We start from the raw sequence: 18214 nt of genomic DNA on the forward strand, positions 1-18214 counted from the left end.
ATTCGCGAGCGTCACTCTTATCTTGGCAGCGTAATGCCGCAAGATTAACTAATCGTCATGGCTGAGTCTTAACTGCAATCAGCCACGGTAAACGCCAATTATGCCGTGCCGATAGCCAAGTCGATTCACTATTGAATCCAAGAGGTAACCATGGAACTTAGTATGTTTTCTTCGTCCACCGTGGAATATTTGCGCTTGGGCGTTGTATATTTCCATCTTATCGCCTGCTGCGTGGCAATCGGACTGGTTTTAACCAGTGACATTGCAATGGTCAAGCAACTCCTGAAGGGCGATGTGTCGAGTCAGCATGATGACGCGCACATGGACAGTCTTCAAAAAACCGTATCGCTTGCACTTGTGGTGCTCTGGATTACGGGCATTGCCATTGTCGGGATCGACTATGCCGGCAAGGGAATGGAGTATTTCCTCAACCCAAAAATACAAGCCAAGATCGGCATCGTTGTGCTGTTGACCATTAACGGCTTCGTGTTGCATCGCGCTGTATTGCCGGCGCTGAAAAAAGCCGGTTCGTTACTGAAACTCTCCTTCAGCCTGCGCATGCTGGCGCTGTTCTCGGGCGCGTTCTCTGGCGTGTCGTGGTTCTATGCCGCCATGCTGGGTGTGGGTCGTCCGCTGGCCTGGAAGTACTCCCTGCTGGAATTGCTGGCAGCCTATCCGGTGCTCATCGTCGGTGGGTTCGGGATGATGCTACTGCTCACTGCCTGGGCCAAAGACAAAGACACCCAAGCGCGCCTGGAGCAAGGCACCGCGACACCAGGCAACGCCGCCCTGGCTGGCTGGTGAAGTCCGGTTGAACAAGGACGTTCAGCGCTCGCCAATGAATTCCGCTTTAACCGTTAACAAACTTCACTTGAGGATACCCAAATGAAATCCATGAAAGTTCTCTTCGTAGTCGCCACCCTGACCGCTTCTTCTCTGGCGATGGCCACCGGTGGCGGTGACCGGACCGTCGCACGCATGGAGTCGGCCCGGACAGTCTCGATGAAAGCCTTCCAGGTTGCCCAGAAACAGAAGGCTGAAGCCGCTGTCGCTCAAAGCAAGGCCAAGGCAGCCGATCGCAGCAACAGCTGATCCGTATAGCGCGTCCCCGGGCCGACAGAAATGTGCGGCCTCAAGCCTCAAAAGCAGCACCCAATGTGCTGCTTTTGCTTGTTTGACACAAATCCCGCTTACACAAAAGTGTCGTGGTTGAAGAATGCCCGTATCGTGAGATACGGGCATTTTTTTATGGGGCCAGTATTTTTCGCTCTTGACGCGTGACCGCCCTGGGTTTCCTGAAGAAAATACCGTAGACAATCGACAGCACCAGCAGGAACGGCACACCGAACACCAGAGTCATCTTGAAGGCCTCAGTGAAATAGGTCGTGATCATCACCGCCCCCATCAGCACCAGCCCCAGCAATGTGCTGTAGGGAAACAGACGCATGCGGAACGACAGTTTGCGGTTGCCATTGCGTTCGTGAAAACGACGGAAACAGAAGTGCGTGAGGAAGATCATGAACCAGGTAAAGATCGCGCCGAACATCGAGATCGCCATCATCAGGGTGAACGAACTTTCCGGGTAAAGGATGTTGAGCAACGTCGCCAGGGCGATACCCGAACTCGAAAGCAACAGCGCGTTCAACGGGATCCCGGTCTTGCTCAACGCACCCATGGATTTTGGCGCGTAGCCGGCACGGGACAGGCTGAACATCATGCGCGTGGTGATGTACAACTGGCTGTTCATCGCCGACAACGCGGCAATCAGGATCACGAAATTCATCACGCCGGTGGCGCCGGGAATGCCGATGGCTTGCATCACCGTGACGAACGGACTTTGGGCATTGCCTGCCTGGACCCAGGGCACGATCGCCAGCATCAACGCCAGGGTCAGCAGGTAGAACACCACCAGGCGCACGATAGTCCCGCGAAAGGCTTTCTTCACCGCTTGCTCCGGGTCTTTTGCCTCACCGGCAGCCACCGCGATCATCTCCACGCTCAGGTAGCTGAAGATCGATACGATCACCGCGATCCACATCCCTTGCAGGCCGTTGGGGAAGAAACCGCCGTGAGCGGTGTAATTGTGCACGCCGTAGTCCGGATTGCCGGAACCGAACACCACATACACCGCCAGGATGATGAAGCCGACAATCGCGCCGATCTTGATGGTCGAGAACCAGTACTCGAAGGTGCCGAAGGTCTTCACGCTGATGGCATTGAGCACGACCAGCACGCTGGAGAACGAGACGATCCAGATCCACTCCGGCACGTTGGCAAACCAGTACTTCATGTACATCGCCACCGCCGTCACTTCCGTGCCGACCGCGAGCACGATCGCCGCCCAGTAGGCATAACGCACCAGGAACCCGGCCAGCGGGCTGACATAAAATTCGGCGTAGGCACCGAACGAACCCGAGGTCGAATGGGCCACGGTCATTTCCGCCAGGCAACCCATCAACAGCAACGTGATGATTGCGCCGATGGCATAGCTGAGCAATACGCTCGGCCCCGCATACCCGATGGCATAGGCGCTGCCCATGAACAGCCCGGTGCCGATTGCACCGCCAATGGCGATCATGCTCATCTGCCCCGACGTCAGCTGACGCCGCAAGCCGTGTTCACGGTTGGATATCGTTTCGAAACCGCAGTTATCGGTCATTTCTATGTCCTCTGGATTTTGTCTTTCTTGAAGAGCACGTCGTAGGTTTAACGGTGGGGATCAGCCACGCACAGCAGGACACGGATCAGAAAATACTCAGCGGATATTCGATGATCACCCGGACTTCGTTGTTGTCCGTGGTGTCGGCGCGGGCGACCTGCGCAGTGGAACGCACACTGGCCTGACGCACGCGTACTGAAAGATCCCTGGCCTTGCCCGACTGCACGACATAACGCGCCTCGATGTCGCGCTCCCAGCGCTTGCCGTCATCGCCGTAACGTCCATAGGCGCCATTGGGCCCGCCGTTGTAATGGCTGTCATCGATGTGGTCGCCACTGACGTAACGCGACATGAAGCTCAGGCCCGGCACGCCGAAAGGCGCCATGTCCAGGTCGTAACGCAGTTGCCAGGAGCGTTCGTTGGGGGCGTTGAAGTCGAGGACCTGAATCGAGTTGGCGAGGAAGATCGACGTGCCTGGCTGCTGGTCGAAGCCCAGGTAATCGAACGGCTCGTCGCCATCGACCCGCTGGTACGCCAGGGTCAACCGATGGGCACCGAATTTGTACGCGGTGGACAGCGACCAGGTGGTGTTGTCGATCTTGCCGGCCAGGCTCTGGCCGCTGTCGTTGGTGCGATAGAGATTGAAATCCAGGTTCAGCGACTGGCCTTCGCCAAGGGCATAGGTGTAGTTGGCGTTGCCGTAGTACTGGCGCCAGATGTCGGTGAACTGCGAACCGTACAGGCTGACACTCAGTTGATCGCTCAGGGCATAACTGCCGCCCAGATAATCGACGCTACGGGTTTCCACGCCGGCGTACAGCGCTTTGAGCGCACCATTGGCATTGGTCGAATTGCTGTCGTTGCCGGCGGTGAAGTGACCGATGTCCAGCTGCAATGCCTTGAGCTCATTGCTGGTCAACTGAAAGCCGGTGGCACTGCTGGTGAACAGGCGCGCATTGCCGGTGCCGAACACCGGGTTGAGCGGAGTCAGGTTGCCGTACTTGAGTTCGGTCTGCGAAATCCGCGCCTTCACCGCACCGCCCGCTTCGGAATACTCATCCTCGGGACGGCCATCGGCATCGACCGGCAGCAGACCCGTGCCCGTGCGACCTTTGCCACTGTCGAGCTTGAGGCCCAACTGCGCATAGGCGTCGACCCCGAAACCGACTGTTCCCTGGGTGTAGCCAGAGCGGTAATCGAGCATGATCCCGTGGGCCCACTCGTCCCGATAGTTCTGACCGCCCGGGTTGTTGAGGTTGTTGCGGTAGAAATAGAAGTTACGGTTGGTCAGGGTCAGGCTGCTGTCTTCGACAAATCCGTTGTCGGAGGCGGCACAGGCCATTTGGCCAAGGCAACTGGAAATGGCGAGCGGCAAGGCAGGCCAGAGGGACAGTTTCATTCTGCGTGCTCCTTATTATTGTGATTGCAGAACTGGTTATTGCCGGCGGCCGAAGCCCTGCCGCGGAGAAAATCCTGCGGCAGGAATCGGATGCCGCAGGGTTCAGGTCACGCTGTGGCGAACCTGGAATTGGGCTTGCGACCAGGTGTTCCGGTCGAGGATCTCGCCGAGGATCTGCACCGCATCCCAGACTTCGGTGAAGGTCGTGTACAGCGGGGTGAACCCGAAACGCATGATGCGTGGCTCGCGGTAATCACCAATCACGCCTCGCTCGATCAGGGCCTGGATCACCGCATAACCTTCGGGGTGTTCGAAGCTGACGTGGCTGCCACGTCTAGCGTGCTCACGGGGTGTGATCAACTTCAGTTCGTGAGCCGCGCAACGCTGCTCGACCAATTCGATGAACAGGTCCGTCAGGGCCAGGGATTTGCGGCGCAAGCTGGCCATGTCGGTCTGCGCGAACACGTCCAGGCCACACTCGACCATCGCCAATGAGGTAATCGGCTGGGTACCGCACAGGTAGCGCGCGATGCCGCTGCTCGGCTCGTAATGCGACTCCATGGCGAACTGCCGCGAATGGCCGAACCAGCCGGACAACGGCTGCGGCACCAGATCGCACAACTGTGGCGAAACCCAGACAAAGGCCTGAGAACCCGGCCCGCCATTGAGGTACTTGTAGGTGCAGCCGATGGCGTAATCGGCACCCGCCTGATGCAGGTCGACCGGTACCGCACCCGCGGAATGGGCCAGGTCCCAGATGGCCAACGCGCCACATTCGTGGGTCAGCGCGGTCAGGGCCTGCATGTCGTGCATGTAGCCGGTCTTGTAATTGACGTGGGTGAGCATGACCACCGCCGTGTCCTGGTCAATCGCTTGCGGCAACGCTTCAGGACTGTCCACCAGGCGCAGGGTGTAACCCTGTTGCAGCATCTGCGCGAGGCCTTCGGCGATGTACAGGTCGGTGGGGAAATTGCTCGATTCGCTGACGATCACCCGTCGCTGCGGCGACCTGGTGGCCTGTACGCGCAAAGCGGCGCTCAGCACTTTGAACAGGTTGATCGAGGTGGTATCGGTCACCACGACTTCACCCTCCCCCGCACCGATCAAGCCCGCCAGGCGGTTGCCCAGACGCTCGGACAGCTCGCGCCAGCCTGCGCTGTTCCAGCTGCGGATCAAGCCATTGCCCCACTCCTCGGCGACCACCGCTTGCGCCCGGGCCAAAGCAGCGACCGGCCGCGCACCCAAGGAATTGCCATCGAGATAAATAACGCCCTCGGGGAGCGCAAACTGCCGGCGCAGGGGCGCCAGCGCGTCCTGGGCATCAAGCGCCAGGCAACTGTTTCTTGTCGTCATCGGGTGTCCTGTTTTTTGTTATGCGACGCCATCCGGGCAGGTTGCATCAGCCTGCCCGGGCGCCCTGAATCAAGGCAATTCACCTGATACCGATCAGTTAACACTCGAAATCTGTGGGAGCGAGCTTGCTCGCGATGGGGGCCTAATATTCAACACCAATGTTGACTGACCCGTCGCAATCGCGAGCAAGCTCGCTCCCACAGTGTCCGGGGCTTAACTGACCGGTACCAGGCAATCCGACTGCCTTTCGGTGGAGAGATAATGAACGAACCTTTGAAGAATTTTCGTGCAAAGTAACTGGTCATGTAGTAGTTATTTCGCAGAATATTCTAATCAACGCCCAATAAACGCGGATTTATTCAAACCATGAATCTTGACTCGACAGACCTGCGAATCCTGCATCAATTGCAACAGGATGGCCGTATCAGCAATCAGGAATTAGCGGAGAAAGTCGCCTTGTCACCGTCGGCTTGCCTGCGTCGTTTGCGCCTGCTGGAAAGCGAAGGAATCATCACCGGCTATCGCGCGGTGCTGAATGCCGAACGGCTGGGCATTGAACTGGAAGCCATCGTTCATGTGTCGCTGCGACAGGACGTCGAGGACTGGCACGAGACCTTCATCAAGAAGGTTCAGCAGTGGCCGGAGGTGGTCACCGCGTATGTCGTTACCGGGGCAAGCAACTATGTGCTGCGGGTCCAGGCCCGCAACCTCAAACACTTCTCGGATTTCATCGTCAACCACCTCAACCGCACCGCCGGCGTCACCGATATACGTTCGGAAATCGTCCTGCAAAAAATCAAGGAGCGCGAGCAATTGCTGGATCTGGTGGTACGCAAGTAAGGACGTCGACCTTCAATGCCCGTGCAGGCGCCGGGCTTCGTTGCGCTGCAACGTCATGCTCGGGGTTTCGTCGAACAGCTTGCGGTACTCGGTGGAAAAACGCCCCAGGTGCATGAACCCCCAGCCCATCGCGATCGCGGAAATATTGCGTGCCGAACCGTGCTCAAGCATCTCCTGGCGCACGGCGTTCAAGCGGTACTTTTTCAGGTAGACCATCGGCGACATGGCGAAGTACTTCTTGAACGCATCGAACAACTTGAAGCGCGAAACGCCGGCAGCGGCCTCGATGTCCTCCAGGTGCACCGCTTCGCGGGCGTTGTCGTGGATGTACTGTCGAGCCCTGATCAGGTAGTGCGGCAACTTCACGCCCAGCACGTCCCGCAGCGCCTGCGAATAGTTGTTGGGCTGGGCCAGGATCAGGCCCTTGATCAGCGAGCTTTCAATGTCCCGGGTGAAGGCCACTTGTTCGAAGAGTTCGCTGCTGCGCGCAAGCTCGTCGATAAAATAACGCGCCATGCGCCACCACGACGCCGATGCGCCATCGATCGCATCCATCACCGGCTCGAAGCGCAGCGGCGCGTCCAGAGGCCGTTGCAACATCCCCTCCAGCGCTTCGCTCATCGCGATTCGCGTAATCACCACCTGAACCTTGCGACAGTCACCGGAGATCGCCAGCAGCTGGTTTTCATTGGGTGACACGATGACCCCTTGATCGCGGTCGGACCTGAGCACGCTGCCGTCCTTGCTCAGCTCCTGTTGGCCCACCAACGGCAGGCTCAGGCTGTAGCTGCTGAAGTGCTCGGCGTCTTCGATATCGATGGTGACATCGGTGCCGTATTCGATAGTGCCCAGGGTAGTGGCCATCGATTTGAACATGTTGGCATTGTGATGAAAGCGGATCCGTTCGGGGTTCGCACTCACCAGTCGATGGGGCCCGCAGATACCGGACATCCAGCTTCTGGCGGCCTCCAGGTCATCGCTGTCGACACGAATGTCGCGAAACTGCGGATCCACTTTGCTGCTCATCATGGTGCACTCACAGGCAATGTTTTCGGCGCGCTCTGACGGCGCGTACCAGGCTGGAAAGGAGCAACTTCCACGCCATGAATCGTCGGCGCCCACTTAACGGATAGTGATCGGCAACCAAGCGGATAAGGCATGGCTGACAAAGCCGCAAAAGCACTCGATCAGCACATGGTGTAGCGCAAAACATTATCTGATTGGCGCAATCAGGTGCAGCCGTTTATCACCTGGTGCGGGATTTGTGTCATCGCTGCCCAACCCACTGTTACCTGCCCCCAATTCACGGACTGCCTTCGTCGACCTATCGGGTAGACCGCCACCCAACAACCACGACTTCGTGACCCTGTATGCCGGCCGCGAGCCGATGATCATCACCCGCGTTGCGAGGTACTCAGCGGCCGCAGAATCGCCCTGACCGGACTGGCATCCAGATGAGCAAAGCGCAACGGCAAGGCGATCAATTCATAATCGCCTTCCGGGACATCGTCCAGCACGATGCCTTCAAGAATCGCCATGTGATGGCGGGCCACGGCAGCGTGTGAATCCATGGTCCTGGATTGCTGCGGGTCCAGTGACGGCGTATCGATGCCAATCAACCGCACACCCAGGCTCGCCAGCAAGTCGATGGTTTCCCTGGCAACGGCCGTGAACCCTGAATCCCAGGCTGTCAGCGGCGCTTGTCGATAGGTGCGCAGCAGGACGCGCTCGGGCACGTCGTGCAAACGTCCCTGCAGTTGCCCGGGCTGCACCCGTTCGCCACTGTCCAGACAATGCAACACGCGGCAGGGCCCGATATAGACGTCCAACGCCACATCGCCAATCGGCGCACCATCAGCGCTGTAATGCAGCGGTGCATCGACGTGGGCGCCGGTATGCGGCGACAGGGTGATGCGTGCGACATTCACCGGACACTCGGGACCGTAGGTCCAGACGCGCTCCTCCTGGAACGGCGTGTCCCCCGGCCAGGTCGGCGTTTCGGTACTCAAGGGTGGACTGATGTCCCACAACGTTGTGATTTTTGTCATCGCAATGCTCACCGGATTTACCGAGTGAAATGATACGAGCGACAGCGGTGAAGATTCGTGCAAAAACCTTGGGTAACCGTGCGGGCTTTCGCACAAACCGCCGTGGATGAGCGCGATTGCGGCAGGAAATTTCAACGCGTGTCGTTTTCACAAAGTTCGGTGCAGGGCTCTCTCAAACGCCATACCCGCCCTTCTTGTGGCGAACGACGATAGGGATCAGCTCTCAGCGCAGGTGCTGGAGTCCTGACCGGACTCAGCGGCCAGCTTCAATCGGTCCGCTTTACTGATGTATTTTGACTTGCTTTTCGGTGCCAATTTGGCACTGGCCTTTTTGGCGTTAGCCTTTAATAACTGATTTATTTTTTTACGACGATTCATATTTTCCTGCTCCTTTTGCAAGTGCCTGAATGATATCAGCTTAAAGTGCCCGGCCAGTTCCCTGTTCAGGTCCAGGCTGCGTGAAAACGCATGCACCGTGTTAAACGGTCTGCGTTGCCACATGAAATCTCCCAGCGTTTGGTCAGGCAGCCGAGCAATCGCGCTCTGGGCAGATTCAACAAGACTGAGCTAGTTTTACCTCCAAGCTTCGAGTGCCTGGCGTTTTTCCTGCATCAGCATCGCAGTGAGCGGTGCCGCAAGCCCATTTGTACGCGTAATGCTGTTCAGTTGAGGAAACTGTAGGAGCGAGCTTGCTCCGGGCGGCGTTCCGACGATGGTCGTTAACGATAACGCGTATTTACTGGTTATACGCGGCGCTCTTGAGTCCATCGCAAGCAAGCTCGCTCCTACAGAGGACCACAATAGCGATCCACTGCCTGCCGGCAAGGAGTTGTGATGCGCGCCACAGCCTTTTCAATCGGTGGACCTGCCCCCTGGTTCCATTGCCGCACTCAACATAGAGAGCGTTTTTGTTTCGACACTGTCGCCGGTCGGTATGTCGTGCTTTGTTTTTTTGGTTCCGCGGCTGATCCTGCATCAATCAAAGTTCTGGAAGGTGCTCGGGCCCATCGCCAGCGGTTCAATGACGATCACGTCAGCTTCTTTGGTGTTTCCGTAGATCCCGAGGACGAAAAACTCAAGCGGGTAGAAAGTGCGATACCTGGCATGCGCTTCATCTGGGACTTCGATCGGTCAGTCAGTCAGCTCTACGGTACATTGCAGCCAGACGGCAGCCTCAGGCAAATGACCTATGTGCTCGACCCTGCGCTGCGTGTCCTGGCCATCGTCCCGATAGAGGAGCCGGTCGATAACCACATACCCTCGTTAATGCGCTTTCTGGATAGATTACCCGCACTGGCTGCGCCACATGCCGCCACTCCTCACGCCCCCGTCCTCGTGCTTCCCCGTATATTTGAGCCCAGGCTGTGTAAAGCACTCATCCATTATTACGACGAACGTGGCGGGGAGGAATCCGGATTCATGACGGAGCAGTCGGGTAAAACCGTCCAGGTCACCGACCATGGCCACAAGCAACGTCGTGACTGCGTTATCGAAGACAAGGCTCTATCCAAGGCATGCTCGCTGCGTATAGCCAACCGTTTGCTTCCAGAGTTACACAAAGCGTTCCAGTTCAATGCCACTCGAATGGAGCGCTATCTGGTGGCCTGCTACAACAGCGACGAAGGCGGGCATTTCCGGCCCCATAGGGACAACACCACCAAGGGTACAGCGCATCGCCGTTTTGCAGTTTCCCTGTTTCTTAATTCGGGAGAGTACGAAGGCGGTTTTCTGCATTTTCCAGAATTTGGAAAAGTGCTTTACAGCGCTCCAACAGGAGGAGCCGTGGTGTTTTCGTGTTCACTTTTGCACGAAGCCACGCCTGTAACCCAAGGTCGCCGCTATATGTTTCTCCCGTTTCTATACGATGATGCCGCTCGCGCCATTCGAGAAGAGAATCTTCCATTTATTGGACGCTGACTCGTGTGCAACACAATTGAGCTGTCATTAGCGCTTGGTCGAACGGTAGGCAAGGCTTGCGTCAACTACTGCTTCGTCTTGCCCTGCTCGGGAAACAACGACTCGAATCGCGGCGTCGCCCGGGCAACGAAACCCTGCCCCTGGCGCATGATGAAATAGGCAGCGAGGTCATGCCGCTCGGCGAAGGCATAACCTTCCTCCGGGCCGAGTACCATCAACAGCGTAGACAAGCCATCGGCATGCAGCCCCGAAGGGTCGACCACCGTCACTGCCGCCAGCGCGTGCTTCACTGGCGTGCCGACACGTGGATCGAAGGTGTGCGAATAGCGCTGGCCACCTTCCTCGAAATAGTTGCGATAATCGCCGGAGGTGGAAACGCTGTAGCCATCCAGTGCAATGGTGCGCTCCACTTGCCGCTCGCTTGCGCCGCTCGGCACCTCCAGGGCGATGCGCCAGGGCGAGCCATCCGGCTTGCGGCCGACCGCCTTGAGTTCGCCGGTGATCTCGACCAGATAGGCCTGGATGCCCAGGGCCGAAAGCCTGTCGCTGACCTGATCCACCGCATAGCCGGCGACAATGCTGTCGAAATCCAGTTGCGCCGCCACATCCTTGCACAGCTTTACGCCATCCAGGTGCAAGTGCTGATGCCCTACCCGTGCCCGCTCCCGTGCCAGCGCGCCAGCATCCGGCAAGCGCTCCCCCCGTGACTGCGGACCGAATCCCCAGAGGTTCATCAATGGCTGCACCGTCAGGTCGAAAGCCCCGCCACTCTCGCGGAACAGAAACTCACCGTACGCCAGCAAGCGACGCATATCTTCCGGCAACGCCTGACAGGCGCCGGCCGGTAATTCGTTGAAGCGGGATACCACGGAGTCGCCGCGCCAGTTGGAAAACTGCTGGTCGAGCGCCGCGAGTATCGTCTCGACTTCGGCCTTTACTCGCTGCGAGTCGGGCGTCTGCGCGGCGGGTACGTACTGGATCGAATAAGTGCTCCCCATGGTGGGTCCGGAAATGCGCTCGATCCGTTCGCCACAGCCATACAGCAACGTCAACAGCATCACCAGCAGGCTTACGCGCATCAATCAACACCTCTGTGATCCCGCGTGGGATGACCTACCGCTCATCAGCAAGCCTGATCAAAAAATGAACAAAACCTTTACTCTGCACTCTGAGTTGCGGGGTGATCAATTGTCCCCCTCCCTTTTCGCTCAACGTCCTGGAAGCAAAAAAACCATCATATGCATCAGCGCATAGGGGTGTTTTTTGCCCAAAAATTGGAGGACAGAAAATGTCTAACCATTCGTTGCAGAGCGTCGAGCGCATGCAGAGCCGCGTCCGCGCCCAGCGCCAACCGCAACAGAAACCCTTCTGGCGCAACCTGCTGGCCATCGCCTCACCCTCACAGCTTAGTTGGCAGGGAGGGATCGAGCTCAGGGGCTACAAAGAATTATCCAACGCCACGCCGGTTGCCTCGGTCCCGATTGCAAACATACAGCTGGCGATTCCGCTCGAGCGCGGTCGCCGGTCCGTCCAGCCTTGCGTGCAGCCGGGACAGCATGTGCGCAAGGGCGAGGTGATCGGTATTGGCGATGACAACACCCCTTGGGTGCATGCCAGCACCTCCGGCATCGTGGAACGGATTGATCTCGCCTTCGCGGCCGACTCGGCCGAGCCGGTCATGGCCGTCATTCTGAACGCTGACGGTCTGGATGAGTGGATCGAACGCCCGGTGCCGGGGCTGCCGCAAACGCCCGAGGCGCTGGTCGAACGAGCATTGCAGATGGGCATAGTCGGTCTTGGCGGGGCGGGTTTCCCGACCGCCCTCAAGCTGGCCGGCGCCCGGCAGCCCGATCTTCTGCTGATCAACGGTGCCGAATGCGAGCCCTTCCTTACCTGCGATGACCGTCTCATGCGCGAACGTGCCGAGGCGCTGATCGAGTACGCCGACTATGTCGCCACCCTGATGGGAATAACACTGACCCGCTTCGGTATCGAAACCAACAAACCTGAGGCGATTACCGCGTTACGCGCCGCCGCTCGCCAGGCGCGCACCCGGGTCGAGATATGGCCGCTACCAGCGCGTTACCCGGCAGGAGGGCAGCCGTTGATGATCAAGGCCCTTAGTGGCCGCAATCTGGCGCCAGGGACCCTGCCCGCCGATATCGGCGTACTGGCGCTGAATGTCGCGACGCTCTATGCACTGGGCCGGGCCGTCTTCCACGGCGAACCACTGGTAAGACGCGTGCTGACGCTGACCGGGTACTGCGAGCGCCCCGGGAATGTCCTGGTGCCGGTGGGTTACCCGGTCAGCGCACTGCGCGCAGTTGCTGGCGCGGCCCCCGAAGGCCAGTTGACCCAGGTCGGCGGGCCGATGATGGGACAGCCGTTACCGGACCCCACTGCCGTCATCAGCAAGACCAGTAGCTGCCTGATATTCGGCGCCGAGCGCTACTTGCCGGCACCTCAGCCCGCAAGCAGTTGCATTCGCTGTACGCGCTGCGTGGATGTCTGCCCGATGTCGCTCAGACCGCTGGATCTCTACGCTGCGGCCGAACGCCTTGACAAGGCCAGCCTGCAGGAACTGCGATTGGATGCCTGTATCGAATGCGGCAGCTGCAGCAGCACCTGCCCGAGCAATCTGCCGCTGCGCGAACGTTTCCGCCAGAGCAAGACGGAGCTACGTGCATGAGCCTGATATTCCGTTCTACCGCGCACCGACCACTGCGCACAATAATGCTGCTGGTCAGCCTGTGTCTGCTGCCGGGCACCACCCTGTACGCCTGGCAATTTGGCAGCGTGGTCTGGTTGCAGACCTTCTGGTGCGTGCTGCTCGCCCTGGGCTTCGAAGCCGGCCTGCTGCGCCTGCGCGGACGTAATGTCCGTGAGGGTTTGAGCGACCTGAGCTGGCTGGTGCTGGGCCTGATACTGGCTCGGGCATTGCCGCTGCTGGTGCCGCTGTGGATGATCGCCGTGGCCAGTTTTGCCGCGCTCGCACTGTGTAAACACGGCAGTGGAGGCTTGGGTCGCAACCGCCTCAACCCCGCCATGGTTGGCCTGGGGATCATCGCTATCTGCTTCTACCAGCAACTGTACCCTGCGCCTTCGAACTATGCCCCCTGGACGCTCGCCCTGGACGCCAAGGCGGTTCTTCTACAACAGTTGCAGCTGGCGCCACGCCTTAACCTCGATGCGTTCGCCGGCGCCACTCAGTTGGCCAAGAACCAGTTCACACTGATCACCCCCAATCTGTCGGGGTACGGCTACATTGCCGGCGGTTTGATGCTGGCAGGCCTGCGGGTGATCCGAATCGAGATTCCGCTGGCGATGCTCGCGAGCACAGTATTGCTGTGCCTGGCAGCCGGTCATAACCTACAGGAAAGCCTGTACAACCTCAGTCTCGGTGGCTATCTCTTCACGGCCTTCTTCATCGCCACCGATCCGGTCACCAGTCCCGATACACGCGCCGGTCGCATCCTCTTCGGCGTGGCCATTGGAGCGGTGACTGAATTGATTCGCGAATTCGGGCTTTATGCCGATGGACTGTGCTTCGCCGTGCTGGCCGCCAATCTGCTGGTGCCGCAGATCGACCAGTTGGTGCTGCGCCTACAGCGCCCCTGGTACACACGGACACCTGGCACTCAGAGCCTGTGCAGCGGGTAGCCCGCGCCTCTTCGGCGGGTACCCGACACGCCTTGCGTGGTTGGATTCGCGCCCACTGATGCGGTAGCAGTTGACCGGCTACCGCATTACGTCGTGCGTCCACCAGCGGCCACTGGAAAACAGGGGGCTTATCGCCATGCATTCCCACGAGAAATAAAAACGCGCAGCCTGTTGTCGATTTCCCAGCGTCCGGTTCGACTATCTTTCAGGCAATGGTCTGAAGGGATCGCAGACTTCCCTGCCTGAGCTCTTTCACCCGGATGAATCAGGAGAAGAACATGCGCACACTCACCGTTGCCGCGTTCGTGAGTCTGGACGGCGTCATGCAAGCGCCCGGCGGGCCCGAGGAGGACACCAGTGGCGGATTTCGCTTCGGTGGCTGGATCGTCCCCTACGCCGACAAAACCACCGGTCAGGCCGTACAGGACCTGTTCTCCCAGCCGTTCGAGTTGCTGCTGGGACGTCGAACCTACGACATCTTCGCCGCCTATTGGCCCCACATTCAGGCCGACTCCGCCCACCACACCATTGCTGATCTATTCAACGGCGTACCCAAGCACGTGGCCACCCATCGCGCCGATTCGCTGGCCTGGCAGAACAGTCACGCGCTGCAGGGCAACCTGGTCGACGCGATCAGCGCACTCAAGCGCCAGGACGGTCCTCAGCTACTAACCCAAGGCAGCGGCGAACTGGTGCGCCAACTGCTTGCCGCCGGCCTGGTAGACGAGTTGCGGCTGATGATTCATCCCATCCTGCTGGGGCGCGGCAAGCGTTTGTTCGACGACAACGCACAAGCGTCGGCCTTCACCTTGCTGAACTCGATCAGCTCGCCCGGGGGTGTGCTGATCGCCCGTTACATCCGCAGCGGCGAGGTGCGCACAGGCACATTCGAGCAATAGCCCAGGTGAAATTAAGCCTGGGCACGCTCCCTTGTAGGAGCTGCGGTGCGGCGATCCGACTTGCCAGCGATGGTCGATAACGCGTGTGAGCCGGATAAACGCGGCGTACTTGAGTCCATCGCCAGCAAGCTGGCGCCTACAGTTTCCCGGGATTGCGTGAAGAACCGAAATTAAGCCTGAGCTAAGGTTGCCTCTGTTAGTCTTCGACGTTTTCAAGTCGTCGAGCATTTCGAAGATGAGTAGTGTCGATACAAACGCCAAGCCACCGTTCAGCATCGTTCTGGTTAATTACAAAACCCTTGATTTGACCAGGATCTGCCTGGACCTGTTGCGCGAGCCTGCCCGCAAAGCCGCAATCCCGGTCTGGGTGGTGGATAACGGTTCGGCGGACGCCAGCGTCGAGTATTTGCGCTCACTCGACTGGATCAATCTGATCGAGCGGGATGCCCCCACCAAAGAGCCGGGCCACATCGCCCATGGCAAGGCACTGGACATGGCGCTGGCCAGGGTCGATACCGACTATCTGTTGCTGATGCACACCGACACGTTCGTCTTCGATGCAAACGTCTTCGCGATGATGATGGACCACTGCACAAAAGATCGAGAAGTCATCGCGGTCGGCTGCACGGAACAACTCAACCGCGGACTGCCAAGGACCCTGTGGCGCTTCACTTCACGCCTGCTCAAGCACCATTACCGGCGCCTCAAGCGATCGCTCGGCCTGCGTTCAAAAGAGCCGAAACCCTACAGGGAAACTTACTTGAAAAGCTTTTGCACCCTATGGAATTGCAGGCTGATGAAGCAGCAGGGTCTGCATTTTCAGATCGACGACCGTGTGCCCGGTTATGAGTTGCAAGACCGGGTGATCGGGCTTGGCTACAAGGTCGTGTTTGTGTCGCCCGGCAAAATCTTCAAGTACCTGGACCACGTCCAGGCCGGCACCGTTGCTGCCGCAGGTGGATATGGCCAGAATCATCGACGGACCAAGATGTACCAGGACATTCTCAAGCGCTTCAGTGCAACCAACTCTTAGACAAACCTGCGCCCCCAAAAAAGCCCACTGACCGTTGCCGGTTCAGTGGGCTTTTTCGCATCAGGCCAACGCTGACTCACTGCTTCATGATGAACGTCGCCAGGCTCTTCAGGTCGTCCGAACTCAACTGCGCGAACGGTGGCATGGGCACATCCCCCCACTTGCCGCTACCGCCGTGCTGAATGCTCGACATTACCCGGGCCAGCGCCTGCGGGTCATTGGCATACTTGACCGCCACATCGTGATAGGCCGGGCCGACGACCTTGTGGCCGACCGCGTGACAGGACAGGCAGGCGTTGTCCTGGAGCAAGGCCGAGGCGACTTTCGCTACCGACACCGTCGGTGGCTGATCCGTCGGCGGGTTCGAGGCCGCCTGAACATCGGCATCGCTCGCCTTGGCACTGCCGTAGGTCACGGCCAGGTAGGCGCCGATCACTTTCACCTCTTGGTCGCTGATCGGCGCACCGTACACCTGCTGCATCTTGCCTGCTTCAGCAGTCCATTGCGCCAGGTTCATGCCGGGCGGCTGGAAGTTGATGTAATCGGCCGAATGGCAGATCGAACACTTCTGCTGCGCCAATGGGTAGCCCGGCAACGTACTGGGCTTGAGCGCCACCGTTTCGGGCGGCAAGGTGATCGACAGTGGCGCTGCACTCGCCACGCTGGCCAGACCAACCTGAGCCGCGCACAGCACGGCGCTCATGAGTTTCACAAGTTTCATGCAGTCCTCCTCAGGCGACGGTCACGTGGGTGGTTTCGACGACGTGGCGGCGGTAACCACCAGGGTTCCAGTCGGCTTGCAGCGGCTGCGTCTCGCCCGCACTGTTGCTGGCTCGCACCATCAACTGTGTGGCGCCCTTGCTGGTAAAGCTGATCGGCAGTGTCCACTCACGGAAAGAGAAACGGCCAAGGTCCTGCCCAAGCGCAGCTTCGCGCCAGGTTTTTCCGCCGTCGATCGACACCTCCACCTTGTTGACCCCAACGCCACCATCGAACGCGATGCCCTTGAGCGCCACGCTTTTGTTCAGCGGCAATACATCGCCGTGTTTAACGCTGGTGATGAAACTGCGCACCGGCAGCCTGGAAATCGGCCGGGTTTTCGCCGCCGTGGTGCCGGGGGCAATGCAGAAGCAATCGTTATCCGGAACCCGGTATCCCTTGGCCATGAAGAAACCGTCATAGGTATGGTCGATGACCTCGATCTCACTCAGGTGCTTGACCCAATACGTGCCGAAATAGCCCGGCACCACCAGACGAATCGGGTAACCGTTGAGAAATGGCAGGTCGCTGCCATTCATCGACCAGGCAATCATCGGCTCGCCGTCCATGGCGTGGCTGATGTCCAGCGCCTTGATGAACGCCGGCGTGCTCGGCAACACCGGTTTATCGAGCCCACGGAAGGTCACTTGTGCGGCGCTGGCTTTCACACCGGCTTTTTCCAATACCGCCTTGAGCGGCACCCCCACCCAGCGCGCATTGCCCATGGAACCATTGCCCAACTGAGCGCCGAACACCCGCGGCATCGAGAAGCCACGGCTGTTACCCGAACACTGATTGACGGCCACCACTTCCACCGGTTTGGCGAGGGCCTTGAGCTCGGCGAGGGACAGTGACAGCGGCGTGTCGACCGTGCCCTTGATCGTCAGGCGGTAGCTGTCGGGATCGATGCTGGTCGGGAAATCGGCCAGGTGGTAACGCACGAAAAAGGCGTCATTGGGCGTGATCGGCCCTTCGTTGAAGACGGGGAACGGCGTCTCCAGATGCGGCGGGCGCGTGGTCACCAGGGTCAACGGGCGTTTTTGCGGGTATTGCACCAGCGGTCGCGGGCCAGCGGCAAAGGTCACTTCTTCGGCGTTTTCGTCGGCTGCCCTGGCGAGGCTTGCCAACGGCGAGGCCGCCAAAGCCAGAGTGAAAGCATCGCGTAAAACCCGCCGGCGGCTCGGCTGGCTGCTGTCTACAAAACTGAACTTCATTCTGCGCTCTCTCTGATTGTTTTATTGAGAAGCAACTGACAGTCCTTCATCAGAATAGTGGGGCAGGACTTCATGTGCCAATGCGGTTTCGCTATACGGTTCGACTTCGGAAAACAAACCAGTATCGTCACGTGCAAGCGGGCTGCTTCACATTGAGCGTCAGTGACTTGGCAATTGATGACAGGGGCTGCCGAAGCGTGCGGCATAGAGAGCAATGCTGTTCAGTTAAGCGAATGTGGCCCTCTGTAGGAGCAGCCGGTCGACGCTCGATTGCTCGCGATGGACTCAAGAGCGCCACGTTTAGCCAGTAAATACGCGTTATCGTTAACGTCCATCGCGAGCAAGCTCGCTCCTACAGTTTCCCGGGATTGCGTGAAGAACCCAAAAAAGCCCACTGACCGTCGCCGGTTCAGTGGGCTTTTTCACGTCAGGC

General features: G+C 59.0%; 17 protein-coding genes. 8 read left to right on the forward strand and 9 right to left on the reverse strand.

From position 1 onward, the window contains the following. The first annotated feature begins 150 nt into the window (after positions 1-150). Both ACM6IK_RS12625 and ACM6IK_RS12630 read left to right on the forward strand, forming a co-directional pair. Positions 151-804, forward strand: coding sequence for a hypothetical protein (locus ACM6IK_RS12625; RefSeq protein ID WP_414874596.1), 654 nt, complete (start codon positions 151-153; stop codon positions 802-804). An 81-nt stretch (positions 805-885) separates the two neighbouring features. Continuing rightward, a complete protein-coding gene (locus ACM6IK_RS12630; RefSeq protein WP_414874597.1) occupies positions 886-1092 on the forward strand; it encodes a co-regulatory protein PtrA N-terminal domain-containing protein in 207 nt (68 codons plus the stop codon). Positions 1093-1246: 154 nt separating this feature from the next. Here ACM6IK_RS12630 and ACM6IK_RS12635 read toward each other — a convergent pair whose 3' ends face one another. From ACM6IK_RS12635 to kynU, 3 genes are all read right to left on the reverse strand, one after another. Beyond that, entirely contained in the window at positions 1247-2659 is a 1413-nt protein-coding gene (locus ACM6IK_RS12635) for an amino acid permease (protein WP_414874598.1), read from the reverse strand. Positions 2660-2744: 85 nt separating this feature from the next. Continuing rightward, positions 2745-4058, reverse strand: coding sequence for an OprD family porin (locus tag ACM6IK_RS12640; RefSeq protein ID WP_414874599.1), 1314 nt, complete (start codon positions 4056-4058; stop codon positions 2745-2747). Between the two features lie 102 nt (positions 4059-4160). Beyond that, positions 4161-5411 carry a kynureninase gene (kynU, locus tag ACM6IK_RS12645; protein WP_414874600.1) on the reverse strand — a complete coding sequence of 417 codons (1251 nt, stop codon included), beginning with the start codon at positions 5409-5411 and terminating at the stop codon, positions 4161-4163. Positions 5412-5777: 366 nt separating this feature from the next. Between kynU and ACM6IK_RS12650 the strand changes: the two genes are divergently transcribed. Further along, positions 5778-6251 (forward strand): Lrp/AsnC family transcriptional regulator, encoded by a 474-nt coding sequence (locus tag ACM6IK_RS12650; RefSeq protein ID WP_108218106.1) that lies wholly within the window; start codon positions 5778-5780, stop codon positions 6249-6251. Between the two features lie 12 nt (positions 6252-6263). Here the strand turns inward: ACM6IK_RS12650 and ACM6IK_RS12655 are convergent, their stop codons facing one another. The 3 genes from ACM6IK_RS12655 to ACM6IK_RS12665 form a co-directional block, all read right to left on the reverse strand. After that, positions 6264-7277: a helix-turn-helix domain-containing protein gene (locus ACM6IK_RS12655; protein WP_414874630.1), complete on the reverse strand. Its 1014-nt coding sequence runs from the start codon at positions 7275-7277 to the stop codon at positions 6264-6266. A 368-nt stretch (positions 7278-7645) separates the two neighbouring features. Then, positions 7646-8299: an arylformamidase gene (kynB, locus tag ACM6IK_RS12660; RefSeq protein ID WP_414874601.1), complete on the reverse strand. Its 654-nt coding sequence runs from the start codon at positions 8297-8299 to the stop codon at positions 7646-7648. 216 nt (positions 8300-8515) lie between these two features. Next, the gene (locus ACM6IK_RS12665; RefSeq protein ID WP_414874602.1) at positions 8516-8677 is read right to left on the reverse strand and encodes a DUF2986 domain-containing protein; all 162 of its coding nucleotides are present in this window, start codon (positions 8675-8677) and stop codon (positions 8516-8518) included. Between the two features lie 456 nt (positions 8678-9133). Between ACM6IK_RS12665 and ACM6IK_RS12670 the strand changes: the two genes are divergently transcribed. Then, positions 9134-10216, forward strand: a complete 1083-nt coding sequence (locus ACM6IK_RS12670; RefSeq protein WP_414874603.1) for a 2OG-Fe(II) oxygenase — start codon at positions 9134-9136, stop codon at positions 10214-10216. 65 nt (positions 10217-10281) lie between these two features. Here the strand turns inward: ACM6IK_RS12670 and ACM6IK_RS12675 are convergent, their stop codons facing one another. Next, positions 10282-11295, reverse strand: a complete 1014-nt coding sequence (locus ACM6IK_RS12675) for an FAD:protein FMN transferase (protein WP_414874604.1) — start codon at positions 11293-11295, stop codon at positions 10282-10284. Positions 11296-11504: 209 nt separating this feature from the next. On the opposite strand from ACM6IK_RS12675, the gene rsxC reads away from it, so the two are divergent. The 4 genes from rsxC to ACM6IK_RS12695 all read left to right on the forward strand — a co-directional run bounded on the left by rsxC (position 11505) and on the right by ACM6IK_RS12695 (position 15808). Next, positions 11505-12905, forward strand: a complete 1401-nt coding sequence (gene rsxC, locus ACM6IK_RS12680; protein ID WP_414874605.1) for an electron transport complex subunit RsxC — start codon at positions 11505-11507, stop codon at positions 12903-12905. Further along, on the forward strand, positions 12902-13876 hold the full coding sequence (locus tag ACM6IK_RS12685) for an RnfABCDGE type electron transport complex subunit D (RefSeq protein ID WP_414874606.1): 975 nt from the start codon (positions 12902-12904) through the stop codon (positions 13874-13876). The genes rsxC and ACM6IK_RS12685 overlap by 4 nt, the downstream gene beginning before the upstream one ends. A gap of 278 nt (positions 13877-14154) precedes the next feature. Continuing rightward, positions 14155-14775 (forward strand): dihydrofolate reductase family protein, encoded by a 621-nt coding sequence (locus ACM6IK_RS12690; RefSeq protein WP_414874607.1) that lies wholly within the window; start codon positions 14155-14157, stop codon positions 14773-14775. Between the two features lie 235 nt (positions 14776-15010). Then, the gene (locus ACM6IK_RS12695) at positions 15011-15808 is read left to right on the forward strand and encodes a glycosyltransferase family 2 protein (RefSeq protein WP_414874608.1); all 798 of its coding nucleotides are present in this window, start codon (positions 15011-15013) and stop codon (positions 15806-15808) included. A 76-nt stretch (positions 15809-15884) separates the two neighbouring features. On the opposite strand, the gene ACM6IK_RS12700 is transcribed toward ACM6IK_RS12695, so the two are convergent. Both ACM6IK_RS12700 and ACM6IK_RS12705 read right to left on the reverse strand, forming a co-directional pair. Beyond that, positions 15885-16529 (reverse strand): c-type cytochrome, encoded by a 645-nt coding sequence (locus tag ACM6IK_RS12700; protein WP_414874609.1) that lies wholly within the window; start codon positions 16527-16529, stop codon positions 15885-15887. Positions 16530-16539: 10 nt separating this feature from the next. Beyond that, positions 16540-17781 carry a molybdopterin-dependent oxidoreductase gene (locus ACM6IK_RS12705; protein ID WP_414874610.1) on the reverse strand — a complete coding sequence of 414 codons (1242 nt, stop codon included), beginning with the start codon at positions 17779-17781 and terminating at the stop codon, positions 16540-16542. Positions 17782-18214 lie beyond the last annotated feature (433 nt).

Origin of the sequence: Pseudomonas sp. IT-196MI5, assembly GCF_949767415.1 — a bacterium.
Classification (GTDB): Bacteria; Pseudomonadota; Gammaproteobacteria; order Pseudomonadales; family Pseudomonadaceae; genus Aquipseudomonas.